Genomic DNA, 13,660 nt, shown 5'->3' with positions numbered 1-13,660 from the left:
GAATGGCAGTATTCCTGCCAGTTTCCTGCGCAATTTGGGGGGAATTCGAGGTAAATTCTGGGCAATACAGCGGAGGCGTTAGCGGATGGACGCGCAGGCGATTGAACGGCTGCTGGACGAGTTAGCCGAGCGGGTGGACACGCGCTTCGAGGGCGTGCAGGGCGATTATCGCGCCCTGATTGTGGTCAACCCGACGGACGCGCCCTACACGGGCGTCGCCGTGCTGCATGTGGACATGCCGCTCAAGGCGGGTTCCGAGCCGCGCCCAGCGGCGGTGTGGACGCCCGACGGGGTGCGCGTGCCCTGCCAGATCCTGCACAGCCGCTTGGAGCCTGTCGCCGAGTGGCGCATGCCCGACGGGACGATGCGCCCCCTGCCCGACGGGAGCCGTCGCTGGCGGTTCGACTTGGCGTTCTGGGTGGACAACCTGCCCCCGCGCAGTTATCGGGTCTACCGCTCCGCGTGGAGCGCGGACGAGCTGCCCCTGCCCGCCTTGCCCGCCTCTGAGCCGCCCGTGCGCGTGCGCGAAGCCATCCCCCACACAGGCACGCTGGGGAAGGAGGGGCGATTGGACTGATAGTGCAGCGAGCTTTTTTCGGCGCGTCTGCACGGTCGGGACGAATCGATGTATAATAGAGGCTATGAGAAGGGTTGCGTTGCTGTTGGTGTGTTTGACGATCGGGCAGGCTGTTGCGCAGTATGGTCTGCGCGGGCGTGTTGAGGTTCCCGCGCTGGAATACGCGCCTGGTCAGGTCGTGGTGATGTTTCGGGAGGATGTCGCGCCGATGCAGCGGGCGTGGCTGCGCCAGACGGCAGGCGCGCAGTTGGTCGAGCGCGGAAAATACGCCGACTACGAGCTGTGGCAGTTCAGCCCCTACGCCGATATGCGCCAAGTGGCAGCGCAACTGATGCGTTCGGGTTGGTTCGTCGCCGCTGAGCCGAACTGGCGGATTGAACTCGCCGACGGCTGGAACCCGAATGACCCGCTTTACAATCAGCAACCTGCGCTGCCCGTGATTGGCGCGCCGCAGGCGTGGGCGCTCTGGCGCGGCGACGACCGATTCATCATGGCAATCTTGGACACGGGCGCGCGGCTGGATCACCAAGACCTGCAGGCTCGCCTATTGCCTGGCTACGACTTCGGCAACGACGACAACGACCCCAGCGACCCGTTCGGGCACGGCACCTATGTAACGGGCATCGCGGGCGCGGTCACCAACAACGCACGCGGGGTCGCTGCCGTCGCACCGCACGGCAAGATCCTGCCTGTGAAGGTGTTCACGGATGCGCGACAGGGCTACCTGAATGACCTCATCGACGGCGTCAACTATGCCGTCGCGCAGGGCGCACACGCGATTAACCTAAGCCTTGGGTCTACTAACCCTCTCGGAACCTTCGAGGTCGCTTTGAACAACGCTTGGAACGCGGGCGTCGTGATTGTCGCGGCGGCGGGGAATACGAACAATCAGAACCCGTTCTACCCTGCGTGGTATCCCGTGTGTATCGCGGTCGCGGCATGCAATCTGGATGGCACGAAGTCGGACCGATCAACCTTTGGCGCATGGGTGGATGTCGCCGCGCCGAGCGGGGATGTCTACTCGACAACTCGCAGCACAGACAACAGCTACAGCCGAAATCGAGATGGCGCAACTTCCTACGCCGCGCCGTTTGTGACGGCGCAGGCGGCGATGCTCTATGCGCTGGTCGCCGACGGACCCGCGGATCGCTCGCGGGCGCGGGCGCAAGCCGTGCGCGAACTCATCGAGACGACGGCGACCGCTGTGCCGGGCAACTATGTCGCGCACGGGATGATTAACCTGCAGGCGTCGGTACAGAAGGCGCTCACGGTTCCTGTGCGCGGGCGCGTGCTGATTCAGGGCTACGCGGGCAGCTACAACGGGCGTACGGTGGAGGTCGTGCTGCGTCCTGTGGGCGGCGGTAGCCCGCTCGCAACTGCTTCAGGGACGCTGAATGCTACGCGCGACTTCGAAGTGAGCTTCTTCAACTACCTCGGCTACTACGACCTCGCAATACGGGCGCAGGGCACGCTGCTCAAGCGTGTGCCCAACGCGCGGATGCGCTACCCCGGCGTGTCGGGGCTGAACCTGACGCTGATTCCAGGCGATGTGAACGGCGATAATGTGATCGACGACGCGGACTTGCTGCAGGTGCTGTTCGCCTTCGGCGCGAACAACCCGTCGGTAGACCTGAACGGGGACGGCGTTGTGGACGACGCCGACCTGCTGCTGGTGCTGTTCAACTTCGGGCTGCAGGGCGAATGAGTCGCACAGGGCTTGGGCGCGCGGGCGAGGCGCATGCGGCGCGGTTTCTGGAGGCGCAGGGCTATGTGCTGCTCGCGCGCAACTGGCGCGTTCGCGAGGGCGAGCTGGACATCGTCGCGCGTGAAGGCGACACGCTCGCCTTCGTGGAGGTCAAGTCGTTGCGCACGCGCAACTACGGCACAGGCGAGGAGCGCGTCGACGCCCGCAAACGGCAACGGCTCGCGCTGCTCGCCGAGCGGTTCCTCGCCGCGCACCCCGACCTCGCCTACCGCCAGTGCCGCTTCGATGTGGTCGTCATCGACTACACGCACCGCCCCGCGCAGATACGCCTCTATCGGAACGCATTTGACCTCAACGGGTAGGCTGTGGCGCGAATACTAAACTCAGCTTGAGTTCACTGTGTGCGGGGGATCGCACGCTGTTTCGCCCTCACCCCCAGCCCCTCTCCCACGCTGTGGGAGAGGGGAGCCGCGCGCGGACATGTTTGGAGTGCTGAAGCGGCAGCTTCAGCGTGGGCGTAAGCTCCGCTTCCGCACTCCACAATCCCCCTCTACCGCCTCGCCTTAAACGGGTAGGTTTTTTTGCGGGCGTGCCTGCTCACGGCGTTGCCGAGCAGGGCATTCCTGCCTCCATGCGAGCGAGACGCTCGCGCTCCCAGCATACGCAACGCTGGGAACGCGGGCGTCCCGCCCGCCAAGCCAACTACGTGAGAAAAAACCTACCCTCATTAGGGGGGACAGAAGGGATGAGGGCAACACGGCGCGCCTGCTTGCTCACGCATCCGCTGGGGGAAATCGCTCCTGCCGCAGCGACTCCGTGCCGAACCGATGTACCCTTATCAGCCCACTCCCCCGCGCGAAACGAATCTTTGCACGAATTGCCCCCTGAAATTCAGAAATTCTGAGTTTTAGGGCGGTTAGGACTTGACTTTTTTGATTCCGATGGGGTATCATGCGTAGCGTTATGAAAAAGCCGTATGCCCAACCGACGCGCTGCCCAATCTGCAGCGGGAAACTCATCGTGACGCAGGTCGCCTGCGAAGAGTGCGGCGTGACGATTCAAGGGCACTTCACGCCGAACCGCTTCGCGCAGCTCGACGAGGAGCAACTACAGTTTCTGGAGGTGTTCCTGCGCAATCGGGGCATGCTGGCGGGCGTCGAGCGCGAACTGGGGATTAGCTACCCCACGGCGCGCAACAAACTGGACGCGCTGCTGCTGGCGCTGGGGCTGACCCCTGCAACGACACAAGACTTGAACGGGCATCTCGCCGAGCAACGACGCCAAATCTTGGACATGCTGGAGCAGGGGATAATCACCGCCGAGGAGGCGGCGCGTAAACTGCGCACCCTACGCTGAAGGAGGAGGTAAAACCGATGACCGAACGACAACAGACGCTGCTTCGGATTTTGAACCTGATGCAGCAAGGCACCGTGACGCCCGAAGAGGCGGCGGATTTGATTGACGCGCTGTACGAAGTCGCGCCGTCCGCGACGCAACCCGAAAGCGAGGCGAGCCAATCGAACGGCAACGGCAGCGCGAACCCCGCGCGCGGGCTGTTCGACCAGATCCTGCGCGCCGTCGAGGAGACCATGCGCGCCACAGGACAAGCCGTGCGCAGCGTCAACTGGCAGCAAATCGGGCAAAGCGTGCGCGAACAAACCCAACGCGGACTCGACGAACTGCGCCGAACGCTCGATGAACTGGAAAAAGGCGACTGGTCCTTGGGACGGTGGGGCAAGTACGAAACCGACTTGCAGCAGACGATGGACTTCGCGATTGATGGGGGGCAATCGCTGTCCATCGATCTCCCCGCAGGCGACATCCATATCACAGGCGGTTTCGACGGGGGACGGGTCGAAGCCGACATCCGCCTGCGGGGAGCTTCCCAGCAGCGTGTGGAAGAAGCCAAGCAGCGCTACAGCCTGACCATCGAGCAGACCGACGCCGGCGTGCGCATCACCGCGCCCGAACTGGACGGCGACTTGCGCCAGAAGGTGAACCTGCGCCTGCGCATCCCGCGCCAAGTGAACCTGCGCGTACATCTGGAACATAAGGGCGACATCGAGGTCGAGAAGCTGGACGGCTCGGTTGACCTGCGCACCCCGCACGGCGACATCACCCTGCGCCACATCCGCGGCAGCGCAACTTTGGAGACCGTCAACGGCGACATCCACATTCACGACCTGCAAGGCGAGCGCGTCGTGATTACCGCTGTCAACGGCGACACGCTTCTGCGCGACCTGCAGGCGGACACCGTGCGTGTGCAACTCACTAACGGCGACATTGAAACCGAGCGCAGCGTTGCCCGTAATTTCACGGTGGAGACCGTGCGCGGCGACATTCGCTTAGACCTGATGACGCCTGTGCAAGGCGAAGTGCGCCTGACCACCGTGAAAGGCGACATCTCGGTGGAAGTGCCCGACGGCAACGACTGCCGCGTGCAGATGCACACAGTGTCGGGTGACATCGAATGCGGGCTGGAGTGCCGCGCGGTCGATTCAGGACGCGGCTACTACACAGGCGTTGCTGGCGACGGTACGGGAACCCTCGCGCTGGAGACCGTTCACGGGGATGTGCGCGTCGCGCTGCGAGCGCACGAGACGGCTTGAGCCAGCAACTCAAGGTGAGACCAATCGCCCCCGCGCCTGCGGGGGCTTTTTTTCGGGTATCCTACACGGCATGGAAGCGTTCGTTGCCGCGCTGACGGTCTTCGTGCTGGCGATATTCTTGGGCTTCGAAGTGATTACGAAAGTGCCCCCGACCCTACACACGCCGCTGATGTCGGGCTCGAACGCGATTTCGGGCATCACGATACTGGGCGCGATTCTGTCGGCGGGCGCGCAGCACACCACGCTGAGCGCGGTGCTGGGCACGCTGGCGGTCGCGCTGGCGACCATCAATGTGGTGGGCGGCTTTCTGGTCACCAACCGCATGCTGCAGATGTTCAAGCCGAGCCGCCGCGAACTGCCCGACCGTCAGGTAAAATAGTACGGGAGGCGCAACGATGCGAATCGAACTGCTGTATTACCCAGAGTGCCCGTCGCACGAGCGCGCGTTGGAGCTTCTCCGCGACGCGCTGGCGCTGGAGGGCATCCGCGCCGACATCGAAGTGATTCGCATCGACACGCAGCAGGAGGCGGAGCAGTATCGGTTTGTGGGGTCGCCCACGATTCGCATCGATGGGCGCGAGGTGCAGCCGCAGCCTCACTTACCCTATCGCCTGACCTGCCGCGCGTTCCTGCACGAGGACGGGCGACTCTCGCCCCTGCCCTCGCTTCAGACGCTGCGCGCCGCCCTGCGCAACACATTCCCTGAAGGAGGTGACGGTTATGGAAATCGGTCAATCGGCGTATGACTTCCAGCTGCCTGGTGTGGACGGCAAGACCTACTCGCTCAAGGACTTTGCCGACAAGCCTGTGCTGGTGCTCTTTTTCTGGTGCAACCACTGTCCGTATGTCAAGGCGTATGAAGACCGCGTGATTCAACTGGCGAGCGAGTTCAAAGACCGTGTGGCGTTTGTGGCGATTAACTCGAACGACCCGACCCAGTACCCCGAAGACAGCTTCGAGAACATGAAACGCATTGCCCAAGAGAAAAACTACCCGTTCCCGTACCTGTTCGACGAGACTCAGGCAGTTGCACGCGCGTACAAAGCCTCGCGCACGCCCGAATTCTTCGTGTTCGACGAGGAGCGCGACCTGAAGTATCACGGGCGACTCGACGACAACTGGGAGCATCCAGATCAAGTACGCCACGAGTATGTTCGGGATGCCATCCGCTGCTTGCTGGAGAACGACATCCCGCATGTCTCCCATGTGCCGCCTATCGGCTGCACGATTAAGTGGAAGCACTAAGCAACGGGCTGCGGATACAACCTGTCCGCAGCCCACTGTAGAGACAGTGGATGACGATCGAGAATACCTTCAAGCTCTGCTAATACCAATCGCTTGTCAAAGTTTACAAAAACAAGTGATACCAATCGCCGATCCAGAGTTCACAAAAAACAGGAGTTGACGACCCCCTCCTTAAGGTTCCCCCTGCGAGCAGGGGGAACCGAGTAGGCGCGCCTCGCGCGGTTCCCCTCGCGAAGCGGGGGGAACCTGTCCCGCTTCTCGGTTCCCCTCGCGAAGCGGGGGGAACCTAAAGGAGGGGGCAATTCATAGGCTCTGACTGCGCGATTCGTATAAAGCCTGTGCGAAATGTCAGCACCTACCAACCACAACTTGGAAAAAGTGGAGACGAAACTCACTCGTCGCGATGAATACACCTTTCTGGATAACTTGAAACGCGGGCGGCATCGCTGGCTGCGCTTGACCCCCGCTTACTCGGCGCGTCTGGTTGCCGAGCGTTTACAACACTACCCTTCCTCAACGCGCGTGTTAGACCCGTTCGGAGGCACGGGCACGACTGCGCTCCTCGCCGCGCAAATGGGCTATCATGCAACGCTGGTGGAGATTAACCCGTTCCTCGTCTGGCTGAGCCGCGCGAAGACGCGCCTCTACACGCCCGAGGCAACTCATCGTTCTACGGCGTGCTTGTGCCTGTAGAACAGATACTTGCGGAGTTTTTCGCTGAGCAAGGCTTTAGCAGTGTCGAAGTCGTTCCCCTTCGCAAAAGAAACTGCAAAAAGGAGTTGCGCGAGTTTGAGATTATCGGGCGACTCTAAGCGTGTGTTCAGAGAGGTATACTCCATCTGTGCCAAGCGTACCGGAGTTGCGCTATTTCGAGGCGTCGCCTGAAGCGCGCGCGGGAATCGTGGCGCAGCTGCGCACGGCTCTTGCCGAGCGCCCCGAAATCCGACTGGCGTATCTGCTGGGGTCGTTCGCGCAGGCGCGCCCCTTCCGCGATATCGACATCGCTGTCTACCTCGAGCCGACCTTCCTGCAATCGGTAGACCCCCTGCGCTACTGTTTTCAGCTGGCGGACGCGCTGGAGCGAGCAGTCGGCTACCCCGTGGATGTGCATCGGCTCAACGACGCGCCCTGCGGGTTCCGATTCAGCGCAACCTGTGGGCAGGCGCTGCTCAGCCGCGACGAGGCGTTCCGACTGGAGTGGACAGAGCGCACCTGGCACGAGTACGCCGATTTCGAGCCGTACCGTCGGATGTACCTGCGCGAGTGGCTGCGCCCGTTTCGGGAGCTGTATGAGCAATACGCAGAGGCTACTGACGCGAATCGGCGCGCTGCGCGATAACCTCCAGCGCGTGCGCGAGGGACTGCAGGACGCCGACGACGCGACCCTGCTGCGCGACCCGTGGCGACTGGCAGCGATCAAATGGCACTTGCTGCTGGCGATTGAGGACGCCTTCGCGCTGTGCAACCAGACGATAGCGATACTTGGCGGCGACGCGCCTACCGCCTACGCCGAATGCTTTGAGAAACTCGCCGCGCAGGGCGTCATCGACTCGGCGCTTGCCGAGCGACTGAAAGCGATGGCGCGGTTCCGCAACCTGCTGCTACACCGCTACTGGGAAGTGGACGATCAGCGTGTGCTGACGATTGCCCGCAACGACCTAAGCGATTTGGAACAGTTCGTGGGCGCGCTCAGCGTCCATTTCAATCTCGGCGTGTGAGACCCGCGCGGGTATAATACCCCCGATGGCAAAAATCGAGCTGGTCAACCGCAAGTTCCCCGACTGGTTGAAGGTGCGCCTGCCCAAGCCAGAGAAGGTGCAGCAAGTGGAGCAGATGATGCGCGAGGCGCGCCTGCACACGGTGTGTGAGAGCGCACGCTGCCCGAACCTGCCCGAATGCTGGTCGAAAGGCTCGGCGACCTTTATGATTTTGGGCGACATCTGCACGCGCCACTGCGGCTTCTGCGCCATCAAGACGGGCAAGCCGCTGGCGTCAGACCCCCAAGAGCCGCAACGCTTGGCGGACGCCGCGAAGCGCATGGGACTCAAACACATCGTGGTGACCTCCGTTGCGCGGGACGACCTGCCCGACGAAGGCGCAGGGCAGTTCGCCGCGACCATCCGCGCCCTGCACGCGACCATCCCCAACGCGATTGTCGAAGTGCTAACCCCCGACTTCAAGGCGAAAAGTTGGTGCATCCGCCGCGTGGTGGACGCCGAGCCAGAGATTTTCAACCACAACATCGAGACCGTCGCCCGCCTGCACGCCATCGTGCGCCCGCAGGCGCGCTATGACCGCTCGCTACAAGTGCTGGAGATGGTCAAGCAGATGAACCCCGCGATATACACCAAGTCGGGCATCATGCTGGGGCTGGGCGAGACGCGCGAGGAGGTGCTGCAGACCATGCGCGATTTGCGCAGCGTCGGCGTTGATGCGCTCACGATTGGGCAGTACCTGCGCCCGACCCAACGCCACTTGCCCGTGCAGGAGTATATCCATCCCGACCAGTTTGAGGAGTATCGCGTTTTGGGGGAGGAGATGGGCTTTCTGTTCGTCGCGTCGGGACCGTTCATTCGCAGTTCGTACAATGCGATTGCGTTCTCGCAGCGCGTGATGGCAGAGAGGCTCGCGAAAGTCGGTGCGGCAGAGAGCGCGTAGCCTGCTCTGGCGCGCGGGGCAGTTGGTGCTGATTGCGCTGCCCGTTGCGCTGCTGGGGCTGGCGGGGGCGATGTATCTGTGGCAGGTGAAGCTGGCGGTCGAGGAGAGCCTGCCGCCCGCGCTGCGCGACTACGCCCGCCGTCAAGCCCAGCTCGAGGTGCAGGTCGAGCGCGTCCGTCTGGGCTGGAACCGCATCCTGCTGACCTATCCCGAGGTGCGCACGCTGTCGGGCGAGCGGCTGCTGCGCGCCCGCTATCTGGAGGTGCGCCTGCCCGCCGACGGCGCGCCGTTGACCATCGAGTTAGACCGCCCCGAAGTGTGGCTGCAGCGTAATCGGCAAGGCATATGGAATATTGACCCGCTACTGCGCCAGCCGCGCCCGCCTGAGCCGACGCCGTTCACCTTCCGCGTGCGTGCGCAAGGGGGGACACTCTACTTCGACGACTTCCTGCCCGACGCGCCCGTGCGGGCAACCCTGTGGGCGCAGGAGTTCACCCTGAGCCAGCCGCGCATCGGGCAGGCGATTACCCTGCGGGGCGTCAGCGACGCGCTGGGCGATGTGCAGGCGCGCGCGCTTTCCGACGGCAAGCGGTGGCTGATTGAAATCGACGCGGCGCAGGTGCAGGGGGCGCGCTTCAAGCCCTACCTGCCGCGCACCGAGTTCGACCTCGCGCAGGCGACGGGGCAGGTGTCGGCGCAACTCGTGTACGCGCCTGACCAGCCGCTGCAGGTGCAGGGCGTCGCGCAAGGCGTCGCACAGGGGGCGACCTACCGCCGTAGACCGCTGCCGTGGCGCGAGGCGGCGTTCGCGCTGGCGTTCACCGAGTCGCACATCGGCGGTGTCGTGAATACGCGCGACGGCAGCCTGCGCGTGCAGGGCGTTGCGGATTGGTCTGGGCGCGCGGTGCAGGTGGACGCGCGGGCGCAAGCCGTCGGCGAGGACGCCGCCGCGCTGTGGCGGCTGCTGCGCGACGACCCGCCGAGGGTGCAGGGACGCTACCATGCGCAACTGCGTGTGCAAGGCGCGCTGGACGACCTGCAGGCGCAGGGAACGGTCGCCCTGGCACAGGTGCGCACCCCACAGGGCGACTTGCGCAACCTCCGCAGCCCTGTCGCCTTCGCGGGAGGGCAACTGCTGTTGCCCGCGCTGTCTGCCGAGTACGCAGGGCGCACGGTGCAGGGCAAGCTGTGGCTGGACACGCGCCCCGACACGCCCGAACTGCGCCTGTACGCGCAGGCGAATCGCCTGCCCCTGCAGCGCGTGCCCGCCCTGCGCGAGGCGCAACTCAGCGGCGAGGCAGATGTGTCGCTGCTGGTCTACGGACGCCTTGACACGCCGACAGTAGAGGCGAACCTGCGGATGGACGCGCTGCGCTACGCGAACCAGCGCATCGGCGGGCTGCGCGCACGGGTGCAGTACGCCGACGGCGCGCTGACCATCCCGCTGGCGACGCTGCAGGGCGCACTCGGCGCGGTGTACCTGTCGGGCGAAGTGCGCGACCTCACAAGCGACAACCCGCGCTTCGACCTCAGCGTAGACGCCAACGAGGTTGACCTGAACCTGCTGGCGCAACTGCTGGGCGACGCCAACGGCGCGGACGAATCGCTGCGACTGGACGGCGTCGGCTACCTCACAGCGCGGGTGCGCGGCAGCCTCCAATCGCCTGAAGCGGTCGCCGAGGCAGTCGTGTTCGATGGGCGCGTGGGCGACCTCGGCGCGGAAATCGCCGTCGTGAACCTGAACCTGTTGGAGCGCGAACTGCGCATCACGCAGGCGCAGATCCTGCGCCGCGCAGCACAACTGATTGCATCGGGCGCAGTGCAACTGCCTGAAACGCCCGACCAGCCCCCGCGCTTCCAACTCGCGGGCGACCTGTACGAGTTCGACTTGGCGAGCATCCCCGACTGGCTGCGCCGCGAACTGCCGTTGACGGGGTTGGCGTCGGGCAGGTTCGAGGCGCAGGGCGAGCCGCAGGCGTGGCAACTCCGCGCGAGCCTCTACGCCGAGAGCCTGCAGTACGACCAGATCGTCGCGCGCGACAACACGGCGCAGGTCATCGTGCAGGCGCGGGACGGCGCGGTGCAGGTCGATGTGGTCTCGGCGCAGGCGCGGGTAGGCGACGGCGCGTTGCTTGCCCGCGGGCAGTGGCGTAGCAACGGGCAGTTCGAGGCGCAGTGGCTTCTGGAGAACGCCGCGCTGGACGCGCTTGCGCCCTACCTGCCTGTGGAGTACCGCCTCACGGGGCGGGCAACCGTGAAGGGCGAGGCGTCAGGCACGCCCGATACGCCGAATGTGCGCGTGCAACTGCAAGGCAACCAAATCGCCCTCAACGGCGCACTGCTGGGCGATGTGGAGGGGTGGGCCGCGTTCGAGGCTAATCCATCCACACGGTACGCTACGCCTGCGGGGGTAATCTTACAGCAAGGGGAACAAGAAGTCGAGAACCCCCTCCTTAAGGTTCCCCCTGTAAACAGGGGGAACCGAGCGGGCGCGTGGTTCGGTTCCCCTCGCGAAGCAGGGGAAACCTCAGCGGGCGCGTGGTTCGGTTCCCCTCGCGAAGCGGGGGGAGCTTTTCAGGGCGCGCTTCTCGGTTCCCCTCGCGAAGCGGGGGGAACCTTAAGGAGGGGGGTGGAGGTAGTCCAAAACTTTCCCTACGCGGAGCAAAGCGGGGGCAACCTCACCGCCGATTTCACCCTCCGCACCCCCGACGGCGAGGCGCGCCTTGTCCTGCACGAGTGCGACCTGCAGCGTCAGCAGGTGCGCCTGACCGCTGAGACGAGCGCGCTGCCCATCGAGTGGCTGCAGCGGGTGGTTCGCGCTGTGCCCGATGCGCTGCCGCCCGCCGTCGCCGAGCGCATCGAGACGCTGCAGGGCAGGGTGCAGGCGTCCCTGAGCCTTGAGGGCGCGATGCGCGAACCGCTTGCCCAACTGCGCCTGAACGCCGAGCAACTGGCGTGGCGCGCCCAATCGCTGGGGAGCCTCAGCCTGCAGGCGGAATGGGTCGGGCTGTCCAGCGGGGACGCCCCCGACGCCGACACCGACCTCGCCCGCGCGGTGGAGACCGTCCGCCGCCTGCGCACCCAACGCGCCGCGCTGCAGCAACTGCGCTGGCAAGCCGAGACCGCACGCCTCGAGGCACAAGCCCGCTACACGCCCGAACGCCTCACCGCCGACCTCGAAGCCGCGCAACTGCCCCTGCGCTGGGCGCGCCTGTGGGATCCCAGCCTGCCCGAAGTCGACGGCGCGTTCGACCTGAGCCTCGTCGTTGACGGCGCGCCCGAATCGCCTGAACTGACCCTCAGCGCGACGCTAAGCCAACTCAACTACGCAGGCTACACCGTCGACCAAATCCTGTTCAGCCAAATCGAAGTGCGCGAGGGCGCGATACAGACCGACGACGCGCTAATACGCATGGGCGACTACCAAGCGCGCCTGTCGGGACGCCTACCATTTCGCTGGTTGCCAATCGCCATCCCCGACGACGAGCCGATTCGGATACAGGCGCGCCTGCGCGAGCAGCCCCTCACGATTCTGAGCCTCGTCGCGCCGATTGACCCCGCCCGCACGCAGGGCGCCATCGACGCGCTGCTGGAGATCGAAGGCACGCTTGCCGAGCCGCAGCCGCGCGGACGCCTCACCATCACCGACGGCGCACTCGCGCTGCAGGATTTGCGCACTGCCCTGCAGGGCATCGGGCTGCAGGTGGCGTTCGACGGGCGTGAGGCGCGCATCGTGCAGGCGCAGGCGCGGTCGTCGGAAGGCGGCAGCCTGCGCATCGAGGGCGGCGTTGACCTATCGGGCGAGCAGGCAGTTGCCAACCTCACCCTGCGCGCCGACGGGCTAACCCTCCGCGAGCCGAAGTTGCCCGTGCTGGAGGGCAGCGCGCAGGCGGTTGTTTCGGGCGCGGTGCAGGTGCAGGGCGCGCTGACCGAGCCGCAGGTGCAGGGCGCGCTGCGCGTGCAGCGGGGCTTCCTGTACCTGCCGCCCGAACTGCCCGAACGCACGGCAGGCGAGCCGCTGCCCATCAACCCGCGCTTCGACCTGCGCGTGGACATCGCCGACGAGTTCACCCTGCGCAACCCGAACCTCGACGCCCGCATGGAAGGCGCGCTGCAGATTGGCGGCGCGCTGCAGGCGCCGAGTCTCGCGGGCGAATTCAACCTGCGCAGCGGCGCGCTCAGCCTGCCTACCGCGCGCCTGCGCATCGAACCCGACAGCGTCGCCCGCCTGAACTACCCCTTCACTAACGCCGCAGGCGAGACCATCGCCCGCATCGAACTGGATGTGCGCGCCAGCACAAGCGTCGTCGCGCCCGACTTCACGGGCGACCCCATCCGCTACCGCGTAGAAGTCGATGTGCGCGGACCGCTGGACGACCCCGAACGGCTGCAATTGACCGCGCGTTCCGACCCGCCTGGCTTGTCGGAGCAGCGCATCTTGAGCCTGCTGGGACGCGGGCAGGTGCTGGCGGCAATCGCGCGTGGCGACGACCCCGCGCGGGTATTCCGCGAGCAACTCGGCGACATCCTCACCGCCCAAGTGCTACCTGGACTGCTTGCGCCGCTGGAGACAGGCATCGCCGACGCGTTCGACTTGGAACAGTTCACGCTGGACTACACGGGACTGCGCCCCGCCAGCCTCTACCTCGTCAAGAACCTCTTCGACGGCGTCGGAATCGCCTATCGGCGTGGGATTGGCGTGGCGGGCAACGAATATCAAGCGCGCCTCTTCTACCGCCTGCCGTTTCGGAATCGCCTGCTGCAGCGGCTGCGCGTCGGCTTCGGCTTCGACCACACGGGCAACCGATTCGTGTTCATCGAGGGCAGCCTGCTGTTTCGATGAAACCTTTCGGGGCAGTCGCGCCT

Annotated in this window: 13 protein-coding genes; all 13 read left to right on the top strand. The window is 65.1% G+C overall.

Features of this window, described 5'->3' with window-relative positions; translation table 11 throughout:
- Window positions 1–85 precede the first annotated feature (85 nt).
- The 13 genes from NW855_RS15300 (at window position 86) to NW855_RS15240 (ending at window position 13,637) form a co-directional block, all read left to right on the top strand.
- The gene (locus NW855_RS15300; protein ID WP_414509081.1) at window positions 86–577 is read left to right on the top strand and encodes a hypothetical protein; all 492 of its coding nucleotides are present in this window, start codon (window positions 86–88) and stop codon (window positions 575–577) included.
- Between the two features lie 94 nt (window positions 578–671).
- Window positions 672–2,282, top strand: a complete 1,611-nt coding sequence (locus NW855_RS15295; protein ID WP_414509080.1) for a S8 family serine peptidase — start codon at window positions 672–674, stop codon at window positions 2,280–2,282.
- Window positions 2,279–2,644, top strand: a complete 366-nt coding sequence (locus NW855_RS15290) for a YraN family protein (RefSeq protein WP_414509079.1) — start codon at window positions 2,279–2,281, stop codon at window positions 2,642–2,644. Before NW855_RS15295 ends, NW855_RS15290 begins: the two co-directional genes overlap by 4 nt.
- Window positions 2,645–3,233: 589 nt before the next feature.
- Window positions 3,234–3,638 carry a DUF2089 domain-containing protein gene (locus NW855_RS15285; RefSeq protein ID WP_414509078.1) on the top strand — a complete coding sequence of 135 codons (405 nt, stop codon included), beginning with the start codon at window positions 3,234–3,236 and terminating at the stop codon, window positions 3,636–3,638.
- Between the two features lie 17 nt (window positions 3,639–3,655).
- Window positions 3,656–4,891: a DUF4097 family beta strand repeat-containing protein gene (locus tag NW855_RS15280; protein ID WP_414509077.1), complete on the top strand. Its 1,236-nt coding sequence runs from the start codon at window positions 3,656–3,658 to the stop codon at window positions 4,889–4,891.
- Window positions 4,892–4,961: 70 nt separating this feature from the next.
- Entirely contained in the window at window positions 4,962–5,270 is a 309-nt protein-coding gene (locus NW855_RS15275) for an NAD(P) transhydrogenase subunit alpha (RefSeq protein ID WP_414509076.1), read from the top strand.
- 16 nt (window positions 5,271–5,286) lie between these two features.
- On the top strand, window positions 5,287–5,637 hold the full coding sequence (locus tag NW855_RS15270; protein ID WP_414509075.1) for a hypothetical protein: 351 nt from the start codon (window positions 5,287–5,289) through the stop codon (window positions 5,635–5,637).
- Window positions 5,612–6,136 carry a thioredoxin family protein gene (locus NW855_RS15265; protein ID WP_414509074.1) on the top strand — a complete coding sequence of 175 codons (525 nt, stop codon included), beginning with the start codon at window positions 5,612–5,614 and terminating at the stop codon, window positions 6,134–6,136. Before NW855_RS15270 ends, NW855_RS15265 begins: the two co-directional genes overlap by 26 nt.
- A 345-nt stretch (window positions 6,137–6,481) precedes the next feature.
- Window positions 6,482–6,829 carry a hypothetical protein gene (locus NW855_RS15260; protein ID WP_414509073.1) on the top strand — a complete coding sequence of 116 codons (348 nt, stop codon included), beginning with the start codon at window positions 6,482–6,484 and terminating at the stop codon, window positions 6,827–6,829.
- A 148-nt stretch (window positions 6,830–6,977) separates the two neighbouring features.
- Window positions 6,978–7,475 (top strand): type VII toxin-antitoxin system MntA family adenylyltransferase antitoxin, encoded by a 498-nt coding sequence (gene mntA, locus NW855_RS15255; protein WP_414509072.1) that lies wholly within the window; start codon window positions 6,978–6,980, stop codon window positions 7,473–7,475.
- Window positions 7,426–7,854 carry a type VII toxin-antitoxin system HepT family RNase toxin gene (gene hepT, locus NW855_RS15250; RefSeq protein WP_414509071.1) on the top strand — a complete coding sequence of 143 codons (429 nt, stop codon included), beginning with the start codon at window positions 7,426–7,428 and terminating at the stop codon, window positions 7,852–7,854. Before mntA ends, hepT begins: the two co-directional genes overlap by 50 nt.
- A 25-nt stretch (window positions 7,855–7,879) precedes the next feature.
- Window positions 7,880–8,794: a lipoyl synthase gene (lipA, locus tag NW855_RS15245; protein ID WP_414509070.1), complete on the top strand. Its 915-nt coding sequence runs from the start codon at window positions 7,880–7,882 to the stop codon at window positions 8,792–8,794.
- Complete coding sequence (locus NW855_RS15240) at window positions 8,775–13,637, top strand: translocation/assembly module TamB domain-containing protein (protein WP_414509069.1); 4,863 nt, start codon at window positions 8,775–8,777, stop codon at window positions 13,635–13,637. The genes lipA and NW855_RS15240 overlap by 20 nt, the downstream gene beginning before the upstream one ends.
- The last annotated feature ends 23 nt before the right edge of the window (window positions 13,638–13,660 follow it).

Source organism: Synechococcus sp. RC10B2 (genome assembly GCF_047502635.1).
The sequence above is the reverse complement of the archived record's forward strand: the minus strand, read 5'-3'. Positions and strand labels throughout refer to the sequence as shown.

What these genes read in the sequence shown, in the direction of transcription:
- NW855_RS15300 (WP_414509081.1), top strand. Translation starts at nt 86, where the DNA reads ATGGACGCGCAGGCGATTGAACGGCTGCTGGACGAGTTAGCCGAGCGG.
- NW855_RS15290 (WP_414509079.1), top strand. Translation starts at nt 2,279, where the DNA reads ATGAGTCGCACAGGGCTTGGGCGCGCGGGCGAGGCGCATGCGGCGCGG.
- NW855_RS15285 (WP_414509078.1), top strand. Translation starts at nt 3,234, where the DNA reads ATGCGTAGCGTTATGAAAAAGCCGTATGCCCAACCGACGCGCTGCCCA.
- NW855_RS15280 (WP_414509077.1), top strand. Translation starts at nt 3,656, where the DNA reads ATGACCGAACGACAACAGACGCTGCTTCGGATTTTGAACCTGATGCAG.
- NW855_RS15275 (WP_414509076.1), top strand. Translation starts at nt 4,962, where the DNA reads ATGGAAGCGTTCGTTGCCGCGCTGACGGTCTTCGTGCTGGCGATATTC.
- NW855_RS15270 (WP_414509075.1), top strand. Translation starts at nt 5,287, where the DNA reads ATGCGAATCGAACTGCTGTATTACCCAGAGTGCCCGTCGCACGAGCGC.
- NW855_RS15265 (WP_414509074.1), top strand. Translation starts at nt 5,612, where the DNA reads ATGGAAATCGGTCAATCGGCGTATGACTTCCAGCTGCCTGGTGTGGAC.
- NW855_RS15260 (WP_414509073.1), top strand. Translation starts at nt 6,482, where the DNA reads ATGTCAGCACCTACCAACCACAACTTGGAAAAAGTGGAGACGAAACTC.
- hepT (WP_414509071.1), top strand. Translation starts at nt 7,426, where the DNA reads ATGAGCAATACGCAGAGGCTACTGACGCGAATCGGCGCGCTGCGCGAT.
- lipA (WP_414509070.1), top strand. Translation starts at nt 7,880, where the DNA reads ATGGCAAAAATCGAGCTGGTCAACCGCAAGTTCCCCGACTGGTTGAAG.